This window comes from Arthrobacter sp. S39 (assembly GCF_004320525.1).
In the GTDB taxonomy this organism is placed as follows: domain Bacteria; phylum Actinomycetota; class Actinomycetes; order Actinomycetales; family Micrococcaceae; genus Arthrobacter.
In genome coordinates, this window is sequence record NZ_SIHX01000003.1 from 242,752 (window position 1) to 266,629 (window position 23,878).

The window sequence follows — 23,878 nt, forward strand, 5'->3', positions numbered from 1 at the left end:
CATGACCAAAAGCGCCGACACGCACTGCCCTTACTGCGCCCTGCAGTGCGCCATGACGCTCAAGTCTCCAGCGGAACTGACCCCGGCTTCCGAGCCGGGGTCAGTCCCCGTGCCCGCCGGTGCCGCTGAACTGGCCTCCGCCACAGGTCCTGTCCTGGAAGTCAGCGGCCGGGACTTCCCCACCAACCGCGGGGGCCTGTGCCGGAAGGGCTGGACCTCAGCAACCCTCCTGAACCACCCGGGACGCGTCACCGAGCCGCTCCTCAAGGGCGACGACGGGATCCACCGTCCCATCGGCTGGGACCAGGCTCTTGCCCTGGTCACCAAAGCAGTGAAGGACACCCGCGCCCGCTACGGGAAGGACGCCGTCGGCGTTTTCGGCGGCGGCGGCCTCACCAACGAAAAGGCCTACATGCTGGGCAAATTCGCCCGCCTGGCCCTCGGCACCTCCCGCATCGACTACAACGGCCGTTTCTGCATGTCCTCCGCGGCGGCCGCCGGTATGCGCGCCTTCGGCGTTGACCGCGGGCTCCCCTTCCCGCTCGAAGCCCTGGACAGCGCCAGCACCATCATGATGCTGGGCTCCAACGTTGCCGAGACAATGCCCCCGTTCGTCCAGCACCTCAAGGGCGCCCGCGACGCCGGCGGCCTGATCATCGTTGATCCCCGCCGTTCCGCGACAGCCAACTTCACCTCCGACGGCGGCGGCATCCACCTGCAGCCGCTGCCGGGCACTGACCTGACCCTCCTGCTGGGCCTCTCCCACGTGGTCATCCATGAAGGCCTGGCCGACGCCGCCTTCATCGCGGAGCGCACGTCCGGCTACAACGCCGTGGTCCGCAGCGTGAACTCCTTCTGGCCCGAACGCGTCCAGTCGATCACGGGTGTCCCGGCGGAGCTCATCCGCGACACCGCCCGGAGGCTTGCCGACGGCGCACGCAAGGGCGGCAGCTACATCCTCACCGGCCGCGGCGTGGAACAGCACGTTGACGGCACGGACACCGCCACCGCCGCAATCAACCTGAGCCTGCTCCTGGGCCTGCCCGGTTCGCTCCGCAGCGGCTACGGCACCCTCACCGGCCAGGGCAACGGCCAGGGCGGCCGCGAGCACGGCCAGAAGGCCGACCAGCTCCCCGGCTACCGGAAGATCACCGACCCCGCCGCCCGCGCCCACATGGCCGGCGTCTGGGGCGTCCCGGAGGAAACCATTCCCGGCCCCGGCCTCCCGGCCGTCCAGCTGCTCAAGTCACTTGGACAGCCCGACGGCGTCCGCTGCCTTTTTGTCCACGCCTCCAACATCGCGGTGGCCTCCCCCGATGCCAACTCCGTCATCGCCGGGCTCCGCAGCCTCGATTTCCTCGTGGTCTGCGACTTCTTTATGTCCGAGACCGCAGCCGAGGCCGACCTCATCCTGCCGGTCCTGCAGTGGGCCGAGGAGGAAGGCACCCTGACCAACCTCGAAGGACGCGTGCTGCGCCGCCGCCGTGCCCTGCAGCCTCCCGCCGGTGCCCGCAGCGAACTGTGGATCATGGCCCGGCTGGCCGAGGCCCTCGAGGCACCCTCCACCTACAGCGAGGACCCGGAAACGGTGTTCGAGGAGCTCCGGCTCGCCTCCGCCGGCGGCCTGGCCGACTACTCCGGCATCGACTACGCCATGCTGGACCGGGGCGAGGCCGCCTACTGGCCGTACCCCGCGGGCAGCACCGGCACGCCGCGGCTGTTCCTGGACGCGTTCGCCCACGCCGACGGCAAGGCGGTCATGACCCCGGTGACGCCGCGCCGCCGTCGTACGCCCGAGGCCAACCCTGACCCGGCAGCAAAAACCATGACCCTCATCACCGGCCGCCTCCTGGAGCACTACCAGTCAGGCGCCCAGACCCGGCGGGTGTCCGAGCTGCTGGCCAGCCAGCCCGAAGCAAAAGTCCAGATCCATCCGGCGGCCGCGATGTCCATGGGAATCGCCGAGGGTTCCTTCGTCTCGGTGGCCAACGAACGCGGACAGGTGGTCTGCCAGGCCGAGCTCAGCACGGCGATCCGCCCGGAAACGGTGTTCCTGCCGTTCCACTTCCCCGAACTCGAAAGCGCCAACCGGCTGACGGAAGCCGCCACGGACCCCATCTCCGGGATGCCCGAATTCAAGTTCAACAAGGTCTGGGTCCGGCTGGCTGCCGACCAGGCCCCGAACCAGCCCCAGACCAGTGTTCTTCAGACGACGGAGGCCTCATGAGTGAGCAGATTGTCATTGTCGGTTTTGGCCCTGTGGCCGCGCGCCTGATCGATGAACTGATGCCGGCAGTCCGCGACGGACACGTCAGCCTGACGGTGGTGGGCGAGGAATCCGAAGCCGCCTACAACCGCGTGCTTGTTGCCGACCTCGGCGTAGGGCGCACCACGGCAGATGCGCTGGCCCTGTCCGATGCCGAAGCTCTGGCCGCGGAGGGCGTGGACGTCCGCCTCGGCGTGAAGGTCCGCCGCGTCGACCGTGCCCGCCAGCAAGTGGTCCTCACCGACGGCACGTCCGCCCACTACGAGCGCCTGGTCTTCGCCACCGGCTCGCGTCCGGTCATTCCCAACCTCACGGGCATCAACCCCGACCCCACCTCCCCCGTGCTCCCTGCCGGCGTCACCGCCCTCCGCGACCTGCGGGACGCCGGGGTGCTCCGCCAGGCGGTCGACGGCGGCAAGCGCGTGGTGGTGCTGGGCGGCGGCGTGCTGGGCCTCGAAACAGCCCTGGCCGCTGCCGAGGAAGGCGCCACCGTGACGGTGGTGCACAACGGTCCGCATCCCCTGGGCCGCAACATCGACCGCGGCGGCGGCGCGGTCCTTGCTGCCAGCCTGCGCCAGTGCGGTGTCCGGATGGCCGGGAATGCACGCTCCACTGGAGTGGAGCACAACGCGCCCGACGGCGGTTTCTCGGCTCTGCTGCTCGACGACGGTTCAGCGATCGACGGCGACCTCCTGGTCATCTCGTGCGGCGTGCGTCCCCGGACGGAGCTGGCCGAAGGCTGCGGCCTTTCCACCGGCACCGGAATCCTGGTGGACCACCGGCTCCGCGCGCACCACGAACCCCACATCTTCGCGATCGGCGACTGCGCCGAGGTCCGCTGCCCGGATCCAGCCTGTGCCGAGTGCCGCACGGCGAAGGGCCCTTCCGGCCTGGTGGGCCCGGGCTGGCGGCAGGCTGAATGGCTCGCCGAATACCTCACCCTCCTCGCTACAGGCACGCAGGAGGCAGCCGACACCCTGCAGGAGCTGCCCCAGGAGCAGGCCGGCATCATTGTGCTCAAGGCCCGCGGCATGAACATGGCGGTGGCCGGCAACAACGGCGCCGATCCCTGGGACGAGGATGCCCTCACCGCCGGAGCCGTGAACGGCCGTCCCCGCCTGCAGATCGCGCAGTGGGCGGACCCCGAACACGGCCGCTACGTCAAGATGACCACCCGCGGCGGAGTGCTGGAAGGCCTCGTGGCGGTGGGCATGCCGCGGACCGCCGCGGAACTGGTAGGGCTGTTCGAGCGCGGCGCGGAGCTGCCGGCCGACCGCTCGCTGCTGCTCCGCCTGGACGGCCCTGACCAGCTGGCAGCATCCGGCCCGGCAGACCCGGCGGGCACTGTGTGCCGCTGCGCCGGAGTCAGCGGGACCAAGATCCAGGGTGCTGTGGAGGACGGCTGCTCCACGGTGGCCGAAGTCTCCAAGGCAACCCGCGCCGGGACCGGCTGCGGCGGCTGCCACGAGGACATCAAGGGGCTCATCGAAAAACACTTCCAGGCGGCTGCCGCCGCCTGACATCTCCGACCGGTGATTGAATCCCGCCTTCCCCAAAGCCAAGGCCTGCGGTTTTCCGCAGGCCTTGGCGCAGGCTGTTCCCAATGGCGTGGGCTGTCAGTAGACTCACCGCACGGGCCTCCGGCCCGTAGGTAGCAGACCTGCGCTGGGCAGTGTCATGGTTTGCACCAATTCGCAGCGTCTGCCACCGCGAAGAGTCACCACTTCGAGGAATTGAGGTAACGCTATGCACAAGAAATCACTGCTGGGTGCTGCAGTCTGTACGTTGGCGCTGATGGGAATGGCCACCGCACCGGCGTCGGCGGCAGGGCAGGTGGAACGGGGCCCCGAGCACGCCAATTCCATCTGCTCGTTCTCCGGACTCAATGACCATCCGGACGATCCGTTTGAAGGTGGACGGGTCCAGTCCTACGGCCAGATCGTCGCAGCCGGCTTCAAGGACTTCGCTCCGAGCCCCGGCGAATTCTGCAACGGCCACCTGTTCCCCTACCCCGAGGCTTTCCCTGAGGAAGGTCCATAACAGCTGTCACAGGGTTGGCCCCCGGTCTCGGGGCCAACTGCAGACCGTCTCCCCTGGCTTACGCCGGGGCCTTGGGAATCATGATCCACAGGGCGATGTAGACCAGCTCGCCGATCCCCACCAGGCCAAAGATCACAAAGCCGAGCCTGACCAGGAATTTCGGCAACCCAAACCGGGCTGCCAGGGCAGCGCAGACGCCGCCGATGATTTTTCCACGGCGCGGCCGCTCGAGAGCTGTAGTCATGCCGCCACGCTACCGTGATCCCCCAACGCCCACCAGCCCCGCGTGAAGAGGGTTCGCGCCGGCGCCATCGTTGTGCGGAAATCTCAAGATTCGGCGGCTTAGTTCGACCGCTTCAAGGGTTCCTTGTCCTTGTTGACTTCAGCCGTACCGAGGCATACGTTTCGATCAGGATGCCTGGTCAGCATCCGTGAGTCGGCATCAAGCCCGGGGGGATCCCTTACTGACGCACACATCCCTTGGAGCAGGACATGAAATTCAACCCGCGCCTGACGGTCAAGTTCATGGCCTTTCTGATGGCGCTGTTCGGACTCACCGCCTCCCCCGCCAACGCTGCCCCCAAACCTGCGTCGCTGACGCAGGTCACGGCCACGCTGGCGAACAACATCGTCCAGGTCGAACTGACGGTGAGGTGCACGCCTGGCAAGACCTATATGTTCCAGATCTTCCAGGTCTTCCAAGGTGAAACGGTCGGCTGGAACGATGAACCAGCCTTCCTTCCCACACCCTGCGGCACGCGCGAAACACAATTCGCTGTGGGGATGACCGGCCTGTTCACCACCGGGAAGGCCCAATTGCGGGCGATCATCTACCTCTGCGAGGCAGGCGAAAGCGATCACACAGCCTGTCCCACGGTGGAGGTATGGAAGGACGTCAGGTTGCGCGCCTGAAATGCCCCGGAGCTGACAACAGCCCTACATGTGGACGTGCAGGCGCCGCGCCGCTTCCGAAATGGATCCGCTCAGCGACGGGTACACCGTAAACGTGCTGGCGACGTCGTCGACGTGCAGCTTCTGCTTCACCGCGATGGAGATGGCGAAGATCAGCTCGGAGGCGTTCGGCCCCACCACCACCCCGCCGATGACGGTCCCGGAACCCTTGCGCGCGAAGATCTTGACGAAGCCGTCCTTGTGGTTGCGCATCTTGGCGCGGGCGTTGCTCTTAAGCGACAGCTTAACGACGTCGCCCTGGTACTTGCCGGACTCGATCTCGGCCTCGGAGACACCCACGGACGCGATCTCCGGCGACGTGAAGATGTTGGACGCCACCTGGTGCAGCTTGATGGGCGTCACGCCGTCGCCCAGGAAATGTGCGATCGCGATCCTGCCCTGCATGGCTGCTACGGACGCCAAGGCGAGCACCCCGGTGCAGTCGCCGGCGGCGTAGATGTTCGGGGCGGTGGTGCGGGAGACGCCGTCGACCTTGATGTGTCCGCTTTCGGTGAGGGCCACGCCCGCTTCCTCCAGGCCGATGCCTGCGGTGTTGGGAATGGACCCGACGCAGACCAGGCAGTGGCTGCCGGTGACCTTCGAGCCGTCGCCCAGGGTAACCACCACGCCGTCGTCGGTCCGTTCCACGGTCTCGGCGCGGGCACGGGACAGGACCCGCACGCCGCGGCGTTCGAAGACTTCCTCCAGCACCTCGGCGGCGTCGGTGTCCGAACCGGGAAGCACCCGGTCACGGCTGGAAATCAAGGTGACCTTGGAGCCCAGGCCGTTGTAGGCGGACGCGAATTCGGCACCGGTCACACCGGACCCCACCACAATGAGCTCCTCGGGAAGCTCGTCGAGGTTGTAGATCTGCGCCCAGTTCAGGATGCGTTCGCCGTCCGGCCGGGCGGTGGGCAGTTCGCGCGGGTGCGCACCCACGGCCAGCAGGATGGTGTCCGCCTCGACAATTTCCGTGCCGTCCGCGGTCAGGACTTCGATGGTGTGGTTGTCAACGAGCTTGCCCGAGCCAAGCAGGATGCGGACGTTCTGGTGTTCCAGCCCGGTCGATATGTCCTGGGACTGTTGACGTGCCAGGCCCAGGAGGCGGTCGTTGATGTGCTTGAGGTCGGCGCGCATGGCAGGCACGAAGTCTCCGCCGTCGACGTCGAACTTCACTCCCAGCTCCCCCGCCTCGCCGACGCGGGTCATCAGGTCCGCCGTCGCGATCAGGGTCTTGGAAGGCACGACGTCGGTGAGCACGGCAGAGCCGCCCAGTCCGGCGCGTTCGATGATGGTGACCTGCGCCCCCAGCGAGGCAGCGACCATGGCGGCTTCGTATCCGCCCGGGCCACCTCCGAGGATTGCGATCCGGGGTGAGCTGAAATCAGGGTGCGTAGTCACAAACAACCATTCTCCCGCATGGGGCGCCGCACCACCAATAAACAGCCGTGGCCATGGTGCCGGTCACCAGCACCCGTGATGCTGTGCACAGGAGCAACAGCACGATAACTTGTACCAGTGAGTAATACAGACTTCCTGAACACTGACCCCTTTGCCGCCGCCCGCGCCGCCGCCGACTACATCGCCGGGGAAACAGGTGTGGACCGCCACGACGTCGCCCTGGTCCTCGGCTCGGGGTGGGGCCAGGCCGCCGACCTGATCGGCGACACCACCGCCACGCTGTCCGCGGACGAGGTTCCCGGTTTCCATGCCCCGGCGGTGGAAGGCCACGTGGGCACCATCCGCTCGGTCCTCACCAAGGAAGGCAAGCGGGCGCTGGTGCTGGGCGCGCGCACACACTTCTATGAGGGCAAAGGCGTCCGCGCCGTCGTCCACGGCGTCCGCACCGCGGCCGCCGCCGGCTGCACGACCCTGGTCCTCACCAACGGCTGCGGCGGCCTCAACGAAGCCTGGGCACCGGGCACTCCAGTGCTCATCAAAGATCACATAAACCTCACCGCCGCCTCCCCGCTGGAGGGCGCCACCTTTGTTGACCTGACAGATCTTTACTCATCCCGCATCCGCGGGCTGGCCCGTGAGGTCGATTCTTCACTGGAAGAGGGTGTCTATGCGCAGTTCACCGGGCCGCACTACGAAACCCCGGCCGAGGTCCAGTACGCCAAACGGATCGGCGCGGACCTGGTCGGCATGTCCACCGCGCTGGAGGCCATCGCCGGCCGCCACGCGGGCATGGAAGTATTCGGCATCTCCCTGGTCACCAACCTCGCGGCCGGCATCAGCCCTGCCCCGCTGAGCCACCAGGAAGTCCTCGAGTCCGGTCAGGCCGCCGGACCGCGCATCTCCAAACTCCTCGCGGAGATCATCGCCAGGCTGTAGGCAGCCGGCCGGTCAGGTCCGGGTCCCCATCAGCCGGCTGACCGTATCCCCGCGGGCCTCGGGGAACCGGCGTTCGATGGACTCCGCGATCCCGGCAATGGTCTGCCGGGAAAGCTCGGTACGCCAGGTGACCTCGGCGTGCCGCATGGTCTGCGAAATCAGGCAGCTCCGCGCGTAGTCGGCGTCCATCGCGCCACCGGGTGCGTCCTTCAGGATGCCCTCGCACCTGAAAGCGTCCTCGTTCCCCTCGATGGCGAGGTAAACGTCCAGGACCGAGATCCGGTCCGATCGGCGCGCGAGCCGGAAGCCGCCCCTCGGGCCGGAAACGGACGTCAGGATGCCGGCGCGGACCAGTGCCTGGAGCTGCTTGTTAAGGTAGGCGGCCGGCAGTTTGTAGAAGTCAGCCAGCCGCGCACTGCTGACCGCCTCCCCCATCGGGGTCCAGGACATGTTGACGCAGCTGTGCAACGCCCACTCCACGCCCTCCCCCATCCTCATATTCGAGACAGTACTTGTCCAGAAAATTTACTTCAAGGATTTCCGGGGTTTTCCGGGGCCGCCGGCGGGGACAAAGCGGGTGTTTGGGAAGTCTTCGGCGGGCAATGACGATAGCGTTGTGCCCATGACGTCCACCGATGCCGAGTCCATCCTCTTCAGCCAAGCCCGCGACTGGGCCGCCCAGGATCCGGATTCCGCCACTTCCGCCGCCCTGTCTGAACTGGTCCGGCAGGCGGAAAGCGGAGTCGGCGCTGCCCGGCAGGAACTCGCTGACAGTTTCAACGGCACCCTGCAGTTCGGCACCGCGGGACTGCGCGCGGCACTCGGCCCGGGACCAAACCGGATGAACCGTGTGGTGGTCCGCCGTGCCGCGGCAGGCCTGGCGGCCTTCCTCAGCCACGCCGTGGGCGAGGTCTCCCCGGGAACCCGGCCGCGCGCCGTCGTCGGCTACGACGCCCGGCACAATTCCGATATTTTCGCTGAAGAAACGGCGGCGATCTTCACCGCCGCCGGTTTTGAGACCTTCCTGATGCCCTCCGCGCTGCCGACGCCGCTGCTGGCGTACGCTGTGCGGGCACTGGACTGCGACGGCGGGGTCATGGTCACGGCCAGCCACAACCCGCCCCAGGACAACGGCTACAAGGTCTACCTCGGCCGCCACGCCGTGGAGGAAAGCGGGCGGGGTGCCCAGATCGTGGCACCCTACGACGCCGGAATCTCGGCGCGGATCGACGCCGTCGGACCGGTGGACTCCATCGCCCTGGCCGCGGACGGCTGGACCGTTCTGGACCCGTCCATTGCCGCGGACTACCAGCGCGCGACGGCGGCACTCGCCGATCCCGCACGTTTTCCGTCCCGTGACCTGCGGATTGTCCTGACCCCGATGCACGGCGTCGGCGGGGAAACAGCCGTGGCCGTCCTGAACGAGGCGGGCTTCTCTGACGTCACGCTGGTGGCCGAACAGGCTGTGCCCGACCCTGAGTTCCCCACGGTGAGTTTTCCGAACCCGGAGGAGCCCGGCGCCCTGGACCTGGCGCTGGAGACGGCAGTGCGGGTGGATGCCGATATTGTCCTGGCCAACGATCCCGATGCGGACCGCGCGGCGGTCGCTGCCAAGGATCCGTCCACGGACGCCTGGCGCATGCTCCGAGGTGATGAGGTGGGGGCGCTCCTGGGCGCACACATTGTGGCCCGGCTTGCGGCCGGCGGTGAGGAAAAGCCCGACGGCGTCCTCGCCAATTCGGTCGTTTCCTCACGCCTGTTGTCCCGCATCGCCGCCGCAGCCGGGTACGCGCACGAGGAAACGCTGACGGGATTCAAGTGGATTTCCCGTGTTCCGGGACTGCTGTACGGCTACGAGGAAGCCTTGGGTTACTGTGTTGCCCCCGACCTGGTCCGGGACAAGGACGGCATCTCGGCCGCTGTGCTGATCGCGGAGCTTGCAGCCACGGCCAAAGCGGGCGGCAAAACCATCTTTGACACCCTGGATGAGCTTTATCTGCAGCACGGCCTGCACGCGAGCGACCAGCTGAGCATCAGGGTGGCCAACCTGGGCCTGCTGGATGCCATGATGAACCGGCTCCGGGTCAGCCCGCCGGATTCCTTCGGTTCCTCGGCGGTGGAAACCTTCGTGGACCTCGCCGACGGCACCGAACACCTGCCGCCCACCGACGGCCTGCTCTACCTGACCAGGGACCAGACCCGGGTGATCATCCGTCCCAGCGGCACCGAGCCGAAGCTCAAGTGCTACCTGGAAGTGATCAAGGGTGTGGAGTCCGCCGCGGAACTCCCCGAGGCACGCCAAGCCGCACGCGCCGCCCTGGACCAGGTGCTCGGCGACGTGCGGGAGGCCCTCGGCCTCTAGCGCGGGCTAGAGCTCGATTTCGATGAAGCCGTCGGTGATGCGGGTGTTGAACGTGTCCAGCCGCAGCTCAGCGACTCCGAAGCACTCGCCTGTTTCCAGGTCGTAGACCTCTTTGTGCAGGGGTGAGGCGATCGTGGGGCGGGTGCCGCGTGAGCCGAGGATGCCGCGGGCCATGACGTGGGCGCCGGTGGCGGGGTCCTCGTGGGCGACCGCAAAGATTTCGCTGGGGCCGGTGCGGAAGAGGGCTACCTGGCGGCCTGCGATGAGGGCTGCCTCGCCCCAGGACAGTTCCAGTTCCTCCACGGCGCAGACGCGGTGCCAGCCGGTGGCGGTGTCAGTTTCTGTGGCGAGTGCCCCAAGTTCCAGTGTTGCCGTCATGTCGGCTCCTCTCCCTGTGCTTGCTTGGCCACCTGTATGGCCGTACTAACAAGCTAGGCGTCCGGTGTTTCACGGGCATGCGCTGAATGTGTCCGGCGCGTAAAAGAGAACTCACCCGGTCGGAAATGCGTTCGTGATGCAGAAGTTAAGTTCACGAAACAAATGGGAAACTGAAGCGAAACTGCGGGTACCTAGTCTGGATGGACAAGCTGCAGAGCACCGTCTGCGGCCCATGCGAAAGGCCCACAGTGACCGAACAGACTTCAAGCACAGAGACTCCGCGCCGCATCGTCGTCGCCGGCGGCGGCCCGGCGGCCCACCGTTTTGCGGACGCAATGCATGCCCGCGGCCTCGAAGGCTGGCATGTCACGGTCCTCACTGAGGAAGCCCACCTCCCCTACGACCGCGTGGCGCTGAGCAAGGCGCTGACCGTCATGGACTACGACCTCACCCTGGGCGAGGCGTCCATGTGGGACCACGAAGCCCTGTCCCTGAAGACCGGCGAGCGCGTCATCAAGATCAACTCGGACGCCAAGACGGTGGAAACCGCGGCCGGCAACACCTTTGAATACGACCACCTCGTGGTTGCCACGGGTTCGAATGCCGCCCGCCTGCCGATCCCCGGCGCCGAGCACACCCACGTTTACCGCACGCTCGAAGACGTCTGGGCCATCAACAAGGCCATTGCTGAACTCACGGAGAAGCTCGGCCGCCAGGTCAACGCGGTCACCATCGGCGGTGGCCTCCTCGGGCTCGAGTCCGCGGCCGGCACGGAGCAGCTTGGCGCCAACCCGATCGTCATCGACGGTTCGCAGTGGCTGATGGCCACCCAGCTCGATGAAGGCGCGGGCCAGGCCATGGGCCGGCTCATCACGGCCAAGGGCTTCGAAGTCCACGGCGGCGTGTTCCCCTCCGAAGTACTGTCCGACGACGACGGCCAGGTCACCGGCGTCCTCATGGCTGACGGCCGCATCATTGAAGCTGACCTTGTCATCGTCGCGATCGGTGTCCGGCCGCGCGACGAGCTCTTCCGCGCGGCAGAGGGCGAGGAGCAGGTCTTCTCGCTGGGCCAGCGCGGCGGCGTGGTCATCAACGACTACTGCGCCACTGAAGTCGACGGAATCTGGGCCATCGGTGAAGTGGCCAACTTCGGCGGCATGTGCCTGGGCCTGGTGGCCCCCGCGAACACCATGGCGGAGATCGTCGCTGACCGCCTCCACGGCGGAGAGGCCACCTTCCCGGGGTTCGACACCGCCACCAAGCTCAAGCTGTCCGGCGTCGACGTTGCCAGCTTCGGTGACGCGTTCGCCAAGACCGAGCACGCCCTCGAAATCGTCTACGCGGACCCGGCCCGCGGCGTCTACCAGAAGATCGTCACCACCGACGATGCCAAGACCCTCCTGGGCGGCATCTTCGTGGGCGACGCCACCCCCTACACCAGCCTGCGCCCGCTTCTGGGCCGTGAGCTCAGCGCCGAGCCCGGCGCGTACCTCACCGCGGCCGGCGGCGGCGACGCCCCGGACACCGAGCTCCCGGACGACGCCATCCTGTGTTCCTGCAACAACGTGTCCGCCGGAACCATCCGCGACACCGTCAACGGCTGCGGCGCCTGCGACGGCAACGCCCCCGTCCAGGAACTCGGCGAGCTCAAGGGCTGCACCCGCGCCGGAACCAGCTGCGGCTCCTGTGTCCCGATGCTCAAGAAGCTGCTCGAAACCGAACTCACCAAGTCAGGCGTCGAGGTCTCCAAGGCCCTCTGCGAGCACATCGAGCTGTCCCGCCAGGACCTGTTCGACGCCATCCGCGTCCTGGGCCTGACCTCCTTCGAAGAGATCATGGCCAAGTACGGCACCGGTGCCGGCTGTGACATCTGCAAGCCGACCATCGCCAACATCCTGGCCAGCCAGAACAGCGCGTACGTCCTGGACGCCGGCCGCGGCACCCTGCAGGACACCAACGACCGCGCCCTGGCCAACATGCAGAAGGACGGCACCTACTCGGTGGTCCCCCGCATTGCCGGCGGCGAAATCACCCCGAAGAAGCTCGGCGTCATCGCCGCCGTGGCCGAGAAGTACAACCTGTACACCAAGATCACCGGCGGCCAGCGCATCGACATGTTCGGTGCCCGGCTGGAGGAACTCCCGGAAATCTGGAAGGAACTGGTGGACGCCGGCTTCGAATCCGGCCAGGCCTACGGCAAGAGCCTGCGCACGGTGAAGTCCTGCGTCGGTTCCACCTGGTGCCGCTTCGGCGTCCAGGACTCGGTGGCCATGGCCATCCAGCTTGAGCTCCGCTACCGCGGCCTCCGCAGCCCGCACAAGCTCAAGATGGGCGTCTCCGGCTGTGCCCGCGAATGCGCCGAAGCCCGCGGCAAGGATGTTGGCGTGATCGCCACCGCCGACGGCTGGAACCTGTACGTCGGCGGCAACGGCGGTGCCACCCCGGCCCACGCCCAGCTGCTGGCCAAGGACCTCGACGACGAGACGCTGATCAAGTACATCGACCGCTACTTCATGTACTACATCCGCACCGCAGACCGCCTGCAGCGCACAGCGCGCTGGCAGGAAGAGCTCGACGGCGGCATCAAGCACGTTGAGGATGTGGTGGTCAAGGACACCCTGGGCATCGCCGAGGACCTCGAGGCCGCCATGGCCAAGCACGTCGACACCTACGTCGACGAGTGGGCCGACACCCTCAAGGACCCCGAGCGCCTGCGCCGGTTCCGCTCCTTCGTCAACGCGCCCGACCAGAAGGACGACTCCATCACGTTTGTTTCCGACGAGCGTGGCCAGATGCGCCCCGCCACCCCGGAGGAAAAAGGCAAGGTCCTGATCGGCGCTTCCATCCCCATGAGGCCCCGCGACGAGAACGAGGTATAGGCATGCAGCTCAGCATTGATCTCACCGGCCGCGAGGTCCTGGTCACCGGCTCGGACCACGCCGCACGCCAGGCGGTCCGTCGCTACGAGGCCGCCGGCGCCGTCGTCTACCGCCTCAGCACCCCCCAGGGTGCCGGGCATGACGGCCCGCTGCCTGAGCGTCCCTTCCTGGTCGCCGCCGTCGACGACGGCCAGCCCGGCTGGGAGGCCCTGCTCGAGCGCTGCCGCGCAACCGGCATCCCGGTGGCAGCCGAACCGGCTGCCGGCCCCGCAGGCCATGTCACCCTGGTGGGTGGCGGACCCGGAACCACCGAGCTGCTGACGGTCGCCGCCATGAAGGCCCTCCGCGACGCGGACGTGGTGTTCTATGACCGGCTGGCTCCCTACCAGGAACTGCCGTCCATGACCTCGGCCGAACTGGTCGATGTTGGCAAGAAGCCGGGCCACCACAAGGTGGGCCAGTCCGACATCGAAAAGCTGATGGTGGAAAGCGCCCTCGCCGGAAACAACGTGGTCCGGCTCAAGGGCGGCGATCCTTACGTCTTCGGCCGCGGCGGCGAAGAAGTGGCCGCCTGCGTGGCAGCCGGCGTCAAGGTCCGCGTCATCTCGGGTGTCACCAGCGCCATCTCCGTCCCGGCCGCTGCCGGGATCCCGGTGACCCACCGCGAAGTCAGCCACATGTTCACTGTTGTCTCCGGCCACGCGCCGCTGACGGAGAAGGAACACAAGCACCTCGCCGGCCTCGGCGGCACCATTGTGGTGCTCATGGGCATCGGTACCCTGCACCAGCTCGCCGCCGGGCTCCGCAAGGCCGGGATGCGTCCCGACATGCCCATGGCCGTCGTCGAACGCGGCTACCGCCCCGGGCAGCGGACCACCATCGCGGACCTGGGCACCATCACCTCCGCCGCTGCCGGCTGCAGCAACCCCGCCGTCCTCGTCATCGGCGAGGTGGTTCGCGTGGCTGAAGCCAACCGTGGGCATGCTGAGGCCGCCGCCGACCTGGACAGGCTGGCGGCCTCGCTGCTCGGTTCATGAAAGGATTGAACCCCATGAACGCACTGGCACCCGCAGAACCCCAGGCTGAAGAGACCTCCGGGCGGGAATCGGCTGATTCCCCCTTGGAGGGTTTCCGCATTGGCGTGACCTCGCACCGGCGCTCCCAGGACCTTATCGAGGCCCTCGAACGCCGCGGCGCGGAAGTGTTGCACGCACCGGCCCTTAAGATCGCCCCGGTGCAGGAGGACATCCGCCTCATTGAGGACACCAAGGCGATCATCGCCGCACGCCCGGACCTCTGCATCGCCACCACCGCCTACGGCATGCGCCGCTGGTGCGAGGCTGCCGACTCGTTCGGCATCGGCGAGGCCCTGTTGGAAACCCTGGCAGCCTGCCGGATGTTCGTCCGCGGGCCCAAAGCCCGAGGCGCCGTCCGCGCGGCAGGGCTGGCCGACGTCGGAATCAGCAGCGACGAAACCACCGCGACGCTGGTGGACATGCTGCTGGCCGAAGGCGTACGCGGCAAGACCGTCGCCGTCCAGCTGCACGGCTACACGGATGTCCGGCAACTCGAGCGGCTTCGTATGTCCGGCGCCACCGTCCTGACGGTGACGCCCTACCGCTGGGTCAAGCCCGACGGCGAGGACAAACTCCCCCGGCTCATCGAGGCTGCGTGCAGCGGAAACCTGGACGTCCTGACCTTCACCAGTGCACCCGCCGTGGACGCGATGTGGAGCACCGCCCACGAAATGGGTGTGTACAAGCAGCTGATCGAAAGCCTGAAAACCAACGTCACCACGGCAGTGGTTGGCCCGGTCACCGCGCAGCCCCTGCTCGACGCCGGCATCACGCCGTTAATCCCGGAGCGGTTCCGGATGGGTGCCCTCATCAGGCTGGTGTGCGAGCACCTCGCCCTGAACCATGTGCGCCGCCTGGACACGAGGTCAGGCAACATCGAGCTGCGCGGCCGCAGCCTGCGGATCGACGGGCAACAGGTTGAACTGGCCCCCGCGCCGCTGCTGCTGCTCCGCGCCCTGCTGGGTGCCGGCGGGGCCGTGCTGTCCCGCGAATCGTTGTCCGAGCTTCTTGAGCTGAGGGGTTCAGTCCACGCCCTGGACATGACCGTCAGCCGGCTCCGCTCCTCGCTGCCGGACGGCCGCCTGGTGGAGACAGTGGTCAAGAGGGGCTACCGGATCCGCGTCTAACGCGCGGGTTCCGGCCCCTTTGTGTCATTGCGGACCGTTGTGAGAGGTGCGTCACGGGTTCTGTTACCAGCCGGTAAACGTTGGCGAACAAAGGGCGTTTTCCCAGCAACAGCGGGGAAACACGCCGGAAAAGCCGTCCGCCTACGCTGGGATTCATCACGAATTCCCGGCCGCTCCTGCGGCCGCCAGCGAAAGGGCCAGCACATGTCCGCTCCGGCACCGTCCACCTCATCCACTCCGGCACCGCGCATCGTCATCGCCGGTGCCGGGCCGGCCGCGCAGGCACTGGTCCGCCAGCTGGACGGTGCCAGGTTCCGCGGAACCATCACAGTGCTCAGCAACCGGGACGACGCTGCGGCGGAGCTCCTCGAACTGGCCGAACTGCCCCAGGTATCGGTCCGCTTCGGCCAGCCCGCCAGCTTTATCGACGCGGACAGCCGCACTGTCACCACGGCCGATGGCATGGAATTCAGCTACGACGAACTGGTCATCGCCACCGGTTCGGCGCCCGCCGCGTCCCCCGTGGCGGGTGCCGGCCGCTGCCTGAGCTACTCAACCATCGATGATGCCGCCCGGATCGGCGACGCCGTCAAGGAAGTGACCCGGTCATTGGGAAGGCGGCCGCTGGGGATCCTGGTGGGAACCGGAGCCGCGGCCGGACAGGCTGAGGCAGTGTTGCGCGCCCGCGGAGTCAGGCCCATCCGCACCACGGTCCGGCCCACCGCAGTGGTGCACTCCGTAGCCGGCGCAGGGCTGACCGCGGCCGGGATCGTCTTCGAGGACGGCAGCAGCATGAACGGTGACCTGGTGGTCCTGGCGGAAGAACGGGTCTCCCGTGACGGCCTCGCCGCCAGTGCCGGACTCGCCACGGCCCCCAACGGCGGGATCGCCATTACCAAGGACTTCCGCACGTCGGTCCCGGGGGTCTGGGCCATCGGTGATGCCGCAGCGTTCGACGGCGTCCGGCTGGGCCTGCTGGTTGCCGCAGCGTCCGCCGCCGGCGCCTGCGCCACGCAGCTCATGACGGCCGCGGCGACGGAACAACGCATTCCGGTGGCCGCCTGACCCCTGTGGCAAGATGGTCACCTGAAGAGCCACACCGTGGCATTTGCGGCCCACAAGGCCCCCGGAAAGGACCATCATGATGAGCAACGAAGCCACTCCCGCCGCGCAGCCGTCCACCGGCACGCAGCAGGCACCGGGCAACATCGCTTCCTTCATTGACCACACCCTGCTCAAGCCCGAGGCCAGCGAGGCGGACATCCTCAAGGTCTGCGCCGAAGCCGCCGAGTACCGGTTCAAATCCGTCTGCGTCAACCCCGTCTGGGTGAAGACGGTCAAAAAAGCGCTCAAGGGATCCGGCGTCCTGACCTGCTCGGTGGTGGGCTTCCCGCTGGGAGCCACGCCCACCGACGTCAAGACGTTCGAGGCCCGCGGAGCGGTCCTGGACGGTGCCGACGAGGTCGACATGGTCATCAACATCGCCGCAGCCCGCGCCGGCGACAAGGGCGCCCTCGTTGAGGACATCACCGCCGTCGCGGAGGCGGTGCACGCCAGCGGCGCCATCCTGAAGGTCATTATCGAGACGGCCCTCCTGGACGACGCCCGGAAGGTCCTCGCCTGCGAGGCCGCGGTGGAAGCCGGAGCCGACTTCGTGAAGACCTCCACCGGCTTCAATGGCGGCGGCGCCACGGCAGAGGATATCGCGCTGATGCGCCGGACCGTAGGCCCTGATCTGGGCGTCAAGGCATCCGGCGGCGTACGGTCCCTGGCCGACGCTCAGGCTATGATTGCTGCAGGTGCAACACGTATTGGTGCCAGCTCCGGAATTGCGATCGTCAAGGGTGAACAGGGTTCATCCGGCTACTGATCCGGATCCGGAAGCCGCCATAATTTTGAGCCCCGCGGGGCCGAGGAGGAATGAATGTCCAGCAAGACCACAGCGTCCGGCGTCACCACTGTCCAGACGCCGGAAAACGAGAACAGCCTCGTCACCAGCATCGTCCTGTTTGCTGTCATGATGGCACTCTTCCTTGGCGCCATCTACTCGCTGTCGTTCCTGACGCTCGGCAACCCGTGGCCGATGGCCGTCTGCCTGGGCCTTTTTGCCCTGGCGTTCTGGATCCCGCAGACCATCACCGGCCGTTCCGATTCCGCCGGCGAGCACTAAGCACCCGCTCAAACGCAATGGCTGGGGCCCCGGATTTTTCCGGGGCCCCAGCCATTTAAGCGGATCCGTGTCAGGCTGCCCCGAAGAGCCGGCTGAACAGGCCCGTTCCCAGTGACATGGCGGCCGGGAAGTGCGCCTTCGCCAAAGCCCAGGCCGCTACGCACATGCCCACCATGGCGTACGCGCTCACCGGGATGAGCACCAGCCACTCCCGCCGGGAGCCGGCGCGGCCCAGCAACGGCAGCGAAAAGGCTCCGTTGGCTTTCCAGACATCGTTGATCACGGGCATCTTCCGCAGGAACCTGGGCGGTTTGATGACGATCGGCCACAGCAGCGGGACGCCTCCGGTGGTGATCATGTCCCCCACGATGTGGACCACCACCCCGGTCAGCATGGACACGGGCAACCAGGTCCACTGCTCCGGCGCGAACCAGGTAACCAGTCCGGCCATGGTCAGGGCGAACACCCAGTTGCTGATGAAGCCGGACTTGGGGAACAGCTTCAGCGCCTTGGCCGCGATGTTGATCATGAACATGCACAGCAGGCCGGCGCCGACGGACAGCAGGCCCCAGTCGGTCTGCAGCTGGAACTGCCCGGCCACCATGGCCAGCAGCACAAAGAAGGCCGCGCCCAGCACCGAATGGGTGCCCTGCCGGTGCCCGCCGCTGGCGTTCTCAATCCCCACGGCAATCACGTTGGACAGCGGCGGCAGGGAATTGGCCACCGTGCTGTGGCGGTGGTCCCAGTCGCACACCAGCGCTGTTCCCGCCGTCGCCATGCCGCCGATCAGGATGCCGGTGGCATCCAGCGGATACCAGCCCAGGGTGTACGGCCCGGTCGAGGCAATAGCTACCCACGCCGCGGCTCCCGACGCGGCGTGATGTCCTCCCATCAAGGTCTATCCCACCGCCAGCGGTGCGTCGGAGAAAATGTTCCGGATGACGCCGTTGGCCCATTCCAGGATTTCGGCGTCCTGCAGGTCCCGGCCACCGATCCTGGCGGTCTTCGGCTTCGGAATAAGGACGGCATCCAGGGCAGGCTTGGGCTGCGATCCGGGGTACATCCTGGCCAGGCGCATCACTTTGGACTCCGGCAGTTGCGCCGGCGAGAACTTGATGAAGTTCCCCTGCAGGGCGACGTCGGAGAGCCCGGCCTCGCGGGCGCCCACCCGGAAGCGGGCCACGGCGATCAGGTTCTGGACCGGCAGCGGGGATTCCCCGTACCGATCCACGAGCTCGGCGTGGACTTCTTCGATGGCTTCGTTGGTGACGGCGGAGGCCAGCTTGCGGTAGGCCTCCAGGCGCAGCCGCTCCCCCGGGACGTAGTCGTGCGGCAGGTGGGCGTTCACCGGCAGCTCGATCTTCATTTCGGCGGCCTTTTCCTCGGCATCGCCCCGGTAGTCGGCCACAGCCTCGCCCACGAGGCGGATGTACAGGTCGAAGCCCACACCCTGGATGTGGCCCGACTGCTCGCCGCCCAGCAGGTTGCCGGCGCCGCGGATTTCGAGGTCCTTCATGGCCAGCTGCATGCCGGCACCGAGCTCGTTGTGCGTGGCCACGGCCTTGAGCCGCTCCAGCGCCACCTCGCCCAGCGGCTTCTCCGACGGGTACAGGAAGTACGCGTAGGCGCGTTCACGGCCGCGGCCCACCCGGCCACGGAGCTGGTGCAGCTGGGAGAGTCCGTATTTGTCGGCGCCGTCCACAATCAGGGTGTTGGCGTTGGAGATGTCCAGGCCGGTTTCGATGATGGTGGTGCACACCAGCACGTCGAAGCGCTTCTCCCAGAAGTCCACAATGATCTGTTCCAGCCGGCTTTCGGACATCTGCCCGTGCGCCACCTCGACCCGCGCCTCCGGCACAAGTTCCCGGACCTTCGCGGCCGTCCGTTCGATGGTGGACACCCGGTTGTGCACCAGGAACACCTGTCCTTCGCGCATCAGCTCGCGGCGGATGGCCGCGGAGGTCTGCTTGTCCGTGTACGGGCCCACGTAGGTGAGCACCGGGTGGCGTTCCTCCGGCGGCGTGGCCAGCGTGGAGGTTTCCCGGATGCCGGTCAGCGACATCTCCAGGGTCCTCGGGATCGGCGTGGCGCTCATGGCCAGGACGTCCACGTTGGTGCGCATCTTCTTCAGCGCCTCCTTGTGCTCCACACCGAAGCGCTGCTCCTCGTCCACGATCACCAGGCCCAGGTCCTTGAACGCGAAGTCCTTGGACAGCAGGCGGTGGGTGCCGATAACAACGTCGACGGAGCCACTCTTGACGCCCTCCACGGTCTCCTTGGTTTCCTTGGTCCCCTGGAAGCGCGACAGGGCCTTGACCCGCAGGGGGAAACCGGAGAAGCGTTCGGTGAACGTTTCGTAGTGCTGCTGGGCCAGCAGGGTGGTGGGCACCAGGATCGCCACCTGTTTCCCATCCTGGACCGCCTTGAACGCGGCCCGCACGGCGATCTCGGTCTTGCCGTAGCCCACGTCGCCGGACACCAGGCGGTCCATGGGGATCTCGCGCTCCATGTCCGCCTTGACCTCGTTGATGGTGGTCAGCTGGTCCGGCGTCTCCACGTACGGGAAGGCCTCTTCCAGCTCACGCTGCCACGGGGTGTCCGGCCCGAAGGCGTGGCCCTTTGACGCCATCCGTGCGGAGTAGAGCCGGATGAGTTCGCCGGCGATCTCCTTGACGGCCTTGCGTGCCTTGGACTTGGTGCTGGCCCAGTCGGAACCGCCCATCTTGCTGAGCACGGGGGTGTCGCCGCCGACGTATCGGGTCACCTGGTCCAGCTGGTCGGTGGGGACAAACAGCCGGTCCCCGGGAGCGCCGCGCTTGGACGGGGCGTATTCCAGGACCAGATATTCGCGGACGCCGTCCCCGCCGCCGGCCACTTTCCGCTGGATGAGTTCAATGAAGCGGCCAATGCCGTGCTGTTCGTGCACCACGGAATCGCCGTTGACCAGCTGCAGCGGGTCCACGGCGTTCCGCCGCTTGGATGGCATGCGCCGCATGTCCTTGGTGGAGCCCGCCGAGGTGCGTCCCAGCAGGTCCGCTTCGGTGAGCAGCCCCAGTTTGAGGCTGTCCAGGACAAAACCGCGTCCGACGGCGGCAGTGGTCACCTCGATGATGCCTGCCTGGGGTTCCTGGTCCAGGGTGTCCACCCTGGCGCAGGGGATGTCGGCGTCATGGAACAGTTCCGCCAGGCGCTGCGCCGGCCCCGGCCCTTCGGTGGCCACCACGATGCGCCACTGGTCCCGGACGTGCGAGCCGATGAAGTCCATCATTTCGGCCACATCGCCCTGGTAGCCGCGCGGTTCCCGGGCGTGGAGGTTCAGGACGTCGATCTCCGGAAGCAGTTCCTCATCGGTAGCCAGAGAGGTGATGGACCACCAGGAGACGCTGTGCTCCAAGGCGGAGCTGCGGGTCTCGGCCAGCGAGCGGAAGCTGGCGGAGTGCAGGGCGGCCGACGCCTGCGAGGTCAGATCCAGGGGCGCGGTTCCGCCGTCGGACGCCGTGGACCATGCCGCTTCCAGGAATTCCTCGTTCGTGGCGGCGAGGTCGTGGGCGCGGGTGCGGACCTTTTCCGGTTCGATGACCACGGAGATGGAGCCGGCGGGCAGCTGGTCCACGAACGGGACCATCGCGTCCACGAGCACCGGCGCCAGGGATTCCATGCCTTCGACGGCGATGCCGCCGGCGATCTTCTCCAGCATGTCCGCGGCGGCGGGCAGCTGCGGTTTCAGGGTGGCCGCCCGTGACATCACCGAGGGCGTGATCAGGATTTCGCGACAGGGCGGGGCGTGCAGGACGGTGGGATGGTGCAGGCCCGGTGAGGACAGCGAGCGCTGGTCTGCGACGGCGAACCAGCGCATCTGGTCCACTTCGTCGCCGAAGAACTCCACCCGGATGGGATGGTCCTCCGTGGGCGGGAAGACGTCGATGATTCCGCCGCGGACGGCAAACTCGCCACGGTGGGTCACCATGTCCACCCTCGCGTAGGCGGCGTCGGCGAGCCGCCGGACAACGTCGGAGAACGGGATGTCCTGGCCCACCGTCAGGGTAACCGGAACCAGTTCACCCAACCCGGCCACGATGGGCTGGACCACGGCGCGCACCGGCGCCACCACCACGCGCAGCGGACCCGCCGTCGACGTCTCCGGATGCGCCAGCCGGCGCAGGACCGAAAGCCTGCGGCCTACAGTGTCCGAACGCGGAGAGAGCCGCTCATGCGGCAGGGTTTCCCAGCTGGGGAACTCAGCCACCGCATCGGCGGGGAGGTAGGCGCGCAGGGCTGCCGTCAGGTCCTCCGCTTCGCGTCCCGTCGCCGTGACGGCCAGCACCACCGCCGGGATCCCGCCGTCGGCTGTTCCTTCCCCGGCGCCGGTGGCGGCCAGGCCGTCCGCCATCTCTGCCAGCAGGACCGCACGCAGGCCTGCCGGCGCGCTGATCTGGTAGTCCTGGCCACGGACGTCGAATCCCCTGGCTGCCTCTGCCTGGACCCGGGCGAAGGTCTGGTCCCCGGCCAGGACACGGCGCAGTCCGTCAAGCGACGGGCCGGGATGGGAGGTACCGGTGCGGGAGGCGCTCGGGCTCATGGCAGAAACTCCTGTGGTGTTCAACGGATCGCAGCCAACACGAAAGCCCGAAATTCGCTTCGAATCCCGGGTCATCCCAGCCTACCCCCGCGGCAGGGGAGATTAGGCTTTCAGGACCAGGGCCGTCCGAACACCCGCCGCTCCGAATCGCAGTATGACAAGAAGGAGTCAAAATGACCGGCACAACCGAGACACCCCAGCCCGGCGCAGCCAAAACTGTCCTGGTGACCGGCGCCACCGGCTACATCGGCGGCCGCCTGGTGCCCCGGCTCCTGGAGGCCGGCCACACCGTGAAGGTCCTGGTCCGGACACCGGCCAAGATCGCAGGTGTGCCGTGGCTCGGTGACGTCGAAGTGGTCCAGAGCAGCCTGGACGACGGCGACGCGCTGGAGGCTGCGCTGGCCGGCGTTGACGTGCTGTACTACCTGGTCCATTCCATGGCTGCCGGGGCCGGTTTCGAGTCCAAGGAAAAGGCCATGGCCGAAACTGCCGCCCGGGCGGCCGCCGGCGCAGGGGTTCACCGGATCGTCTACCTGGGCGGCCTGCACCCGTCCAACGTGGAGCTGTCCACCCACATGCGCTCCCGGGAGGCCGTGGGAAAGGTGTTCCTGGACAGCCCCGTAGACGCAGTGGTCTTCCAGGCCGGTGTGGTGATCGGTTCCGGATCCGCCTCGTTCGAAATGATCCGGCACCTGTCCGAAGCCCTCCCGCTGATGCCCGCGCCGAGCTGGGTCCGCAACAGGATCGAAGCCATCGCCGTCCGGGACGTGTTGTACTACCTGGTGGGCGCCGCCTCCCTGCAGGGGCCAATCAACCGCACCTTCGACATCGGCTGCCGGCAGGTGCTCAGTTACGCGGGCATGATGAAGCAGTACGCCGCCGAAGCCGGACTGCCGCACCGCCTGGTGCTCGCCCTGCCCATCCCGGCCCCCAAGCTCGCCGGCATGTGGGTGGCCCTCACCACTCCCATTCCGTTGTCCATGTCGCTGCCGCTCGTCCAGTCTCTGCAGCACGACGCCGTGTCCCGGGAGCACGACATCGATTCCGTCATTCCCGCCCCTGAGGGCGGCCTGACTCCCTACCGGCGGGCGGTGGCACTGGCCCTGGGCAAGGAGCGTGACGGCCAGGTGGAGACCACCTGGGCGAACGCCGGAGCCGACGCCGATCCCCTGCCCAGTGATCCGGACTGGGCGGGCCACACGGTCTTTATGGACGAACGGACGTTCCATGGGGACGTCGACCCTGCCCACGTGTGGACCATCATTGAAGGCATCGGCGGCCGGAACGGCTGGTATTCGCTGCCGCTCGCATGGCAGGTGCGGGGCTGGCTGGACAAGCTCACGGGCGGCGCCGGGCTCCTGCGGGGACGCCGGCACCCCGGCAACCTGGCCTCCGGCGAAGTGGTGGACTGGTGGCGCGTGGAACGGATTGAGCGCGGGAAACTGCTGCGACTGCGCGCCGAGATGCGGGCTCCCGGACGCGCGTGGCTGGAGCTGTCCGTCGAGCCGGACGGCACGGGCAGCCGCTACCGGCAGCGGGCCATTTTCTTCCCCAAGGGCCTCAGCGGAAGGCTCTACTGGCTGGCCGTTCTGCCCTTCCACAGCCTTATATTTCCGGCGATGTCGCGCAATATCACAGCCGCCGCACAGAAACTTGCCAGTGCGGAAGAGGCGCCGCGGACCCCGTAGGATGTGGGGAGCAAAAAGCGTTCTG

At 67.5% G+C, this 23,878-nt stretch carries 19 protein-coding genes; 13 read left to right on the plus strand and 6 right to left on the minus strand.

Annotation, left to right across the window (positions count from 1 at the left end; translation table 11 throughout):
- Window position 1: 1 nt before the first annotated feature.
- The 3 genes from EYS21_RS07615 (at window position 2) to EYS21_RS07625 (ending at window position 4,306) form a co-directional block, all read left to right on the plus strand.
- Window positions 2-2,227, plus strand: a complete 2,226-nt coding sequence (locus tag EYS21_RS07615) for a molybdopterin oxidoreductase family protein (RefSeq protein WP_131132598.1) — start codon at window positions 2-4, stop codon at window positions 2,225-2,227.
- Window positions 2,224-3,786 (plus strand): FAD-dependent oxidoreductase, encoded by a 1,563-nt coding sequence (locus EYS21_RS07620; protein ID WP_131132599.1) that lies wholly within the window; start codon window positions 2,224-2,226, stop codon window positions 3,784-3,786. The genes EYS21_RS07615 and EYS21_RS07620 overlap by 4 nt, the downstream gene beginning before the upstream one ends.
- A 226-nt stretch (window positions 3,787-4,012) precedes the next feature.
- A complete protein-coding gene (locus tag EYS21_RS07625) occupies window positions 4,013-4,306 on the plus strand; it encodes a hypothetical protein (RefSeq protein WP_131132600.1) in 294 nt (97 codons plus the stop codon).
- A gap of 58 nt (window positions 4,307-4,364) precedes the next feature.
- Here EYS21_RS07625 and EYS21_RS07630 read toward each other — a convergent pair whose 3' ends face one another.
- The gene (locus tag EYS21_RS07630) at window positions 4,365-4,550 is read right to left on the minus strand and encodes a PspC domain-containing protein (protein WP_131132601.1); all 186 of its coding nucleotides are present in this window, start codon (window positions 4,548-4,550) and stop codon (window positions 4,365-4,367) included.
- Between the two features lie 236 nt (window positions 4,551-4,786).
- On the opposite strand from EYS21_RS07630, the gene EYS21_RS07635 reads away from it, so the two are divergent.
- On the plus strand, window positions 4,787-5,218 hold the full coding sequence (locus EYS21_RS07635; RefSeq protein WP_131132602.1) for a hypothetical protein: 432 nt from the start codon (window positions 4,787-4,789) through the stop codon (window positions 5,216-5,218).
- 24 nt (window positions 5,219-5,242) lie between these two features.
- Here EYS21_RS07635 and EYS21_RS07640 read toward each other — a convergent pair whose 3' ends face one another.
- Window positions 5,243-6,658 (minus strand): NAD(P)H-quinone dehydrogenase, encoded by a 1,416-nt coding sequence (locus EYS21_RS07640; protein WP_131132603.1) that lies wholly within the window; start codon window positions 6,656-6,658, stop codon window positions 5,243-5,245.
- 117 nt (window positions 6,659-6,775) lie between these two features.
- On the opposite strand from EYS21_RS07640, the gene EYS21_RS07645 reads away from it, so the two are divergent.
- Window positions 6,776-7,594 carry a purine-nucleoside phosphorylase gene (locus EYS21_RS07645; RefSeq protein ID WP_131132604.1) on the plus strand — a complete coding sequence of 273 codons (819 nt, stop codon included), beginning with the start codon at window positions 6,776-6,778 and terminating at the stop codon, window positions 7,592-7,594.
- Between the two features lie 12 nt (window positions 7,595-7,606).
- Here EYS21_RS07645 and EYS21_RS07650 read toward each other — a convergent pair whose 3' ends face one another.
- A complete protein-coding gene (locus tag EYS21_RS07650; RefSeq protein WP_131132605.1) occupies window positions 7,607-8,092 on the minus strand; it encodes an Rrf2 family transcriptional regulator in 486 nt (161 codons plus the stop codon).
- Between the two features lie 124 nt (window positions 8,093-8,216).
- Here EYS21_RS07650 and EYS21_RS07655 point away from each other — a divergent pair, with 124 nt between their 5' ends.
- Window positions 8,217-9,956 carry a phospho-sugar mutase gene (locus tag EYS21_RS07655; protein ID WP_207307711.1) on the plus strand — a complete coding sequence of 580 codons (1,740 nt, stop codon included), beginning with the start codon at window positions 8,217-8,219 and terminating at the stop codon, window positions 9,954-9,956.
- A 6-nt stretch (window positions 9,957-9,962) separates the two neighbouring features.
- Here the strand turns inward: EYS21_RS07655 and nirD are convergent, their stop codons facing one another.
- Window positions 9,963-10,334 carry a nitrite reductase small subunit NirD gene (gene nirD, locus EYS21_RS07660; protein ID WP_131132607.1) on the minus strand — a complete coding sequence of 124 codons (372 nt, stop codon included), beginning with the start codon at window positions 10,332-10,334 and terminating at the stop codon, window positions 9,963-9,965.
- Window positions 10,335-10,582: 248 nt separating this feature from the next.
- Here nirD and nirB point away from each other — a divergent pair, with 248 nt between their 5' ends.
- The 6 genes from nirB (at window position 10,583) to EYS21_RS07690 (ending at window position 17,586) form a co-directional block, all read left to right on the plus strand.
- On the plus strand, window positions 10,583-13,213 hold the full coding sequence (gene nirB / locus EYS21_RS07665) for a nitrite reductase large subunit NirB (protein WP_131132608.1): 2,631 nt from the start codon (window positions 10,583-10,585) through the stop codon (window positions 13,211-13,213).
- Between the two features lie 2 nt (window positions 13,214-13,215).
- The gene (gene cobA, locus EYS21_RS07670; protein WP_131132609.1) at window positions 13,216-14,250 is read left to right on the plus strand and encodes a uroporphyrinogen-III C-methyltransferase; all 1,035 of its coding nucleotides are present in this window, start codon (window positions 13,216-13,218) and stop codon (window positions 14,248-14,250) included.
- A 14-nt stretch (window positions 14,251-14,264) separates the two neighbouring features.
- Window positions 14,265-15,416, plus strand: coding sequence for a uroporphyrinogen-III synthase (locus tag EYS21_RS07675; RefSeq protein ID WP_131132610.1), 1,152 nt, complete (start codon window positions 14,265-14,267; stop codon window positions 15,414-15,416).
- A gap of 204 nt (window positions 15,417-15,620) precedes the next feature.
- Window positions 15,621-16,481, plus strand: coding sequence for an FAD-dependent oxidoreductase (locus EYS21_RS07680; RefSeq protein ID WP_131132611.1), 861 nt, complete (start codon window positions 15,621-15,623; stop codon window positions 16,479-16,481).
- A 79-nt stretch (window positions 16,482-16,560) separates the two neighbouring features.
- Window positions 16,561-17,286, plus strand: coding sequence for a deoxyribose-phosphate aldolase (gene deoC / locus EYS21_RS07685; protein WP_131132870.1), 726 nt, complete (start codon window positions 16,561-16,563; stop codon window positions 17,284-17,286).
- Window positions 17,287-17,340: 54 nt separating this feature from the next.
- Entirely contained in the window at window positions 17,341-17,586 is a 246-nt protein-coding gene (locus EYS21_RS07690; protein WP_131132612.1) for a hypothetical protein, read from the plus strand.
- Between the two features lie 70 nt (window positions 17,587-17,656).
- Here the strand turns inward: EYS21_RS07690 and EYS21_RS07695 are convergent, their stop codons facing one another.
- Together EYS21_RS07695 and mfd are read right to left on the minus strand one after the other, a co-directional pair.
- Complete coding sequence (locus EYS21_RS07695; RefSeq protein WP_131132613.1) at window positions 17,657-18,478, minus strand: metal-dependent hydrolase; 822 nt, start codon at window positions 18,476-18,478, stop codon at window positions 17,657-17,659.
- 6 nt (window positions 18,479-18,484) lie between these two features.
- Window positions 18,485-22,165: a transcription-repair coupling factor gene (mfd, locus tag EYS21_RS07700; protein ID WP_131132614.1), complete on the minus strand. Its 3,681-nt coding sequence runs from the start codon at window positions 22,163-22,165 to the stop codon at window positions 18,485-18,487.
- Between the two features lie 173 nt (window positions 22,166-22,338).
- Here mfd and EYS21_RS07705 point away from each other — a divergent pair, with 173 nt between their 5' ends.
- Window positions 22,339-23,853: an SDR family oxidoreductase gene (locus EYS21_RS07705; RefSeq protein WP_131132615.1), complete on the plus strand. Its 1,515-nt coding sequence runs from the start codon at window positions 22,339-22,341 to the stop codon at window positions 23,851-23,853.
- Window positions 23,854-23,878 lie beyond the last annotated feature (25 nt).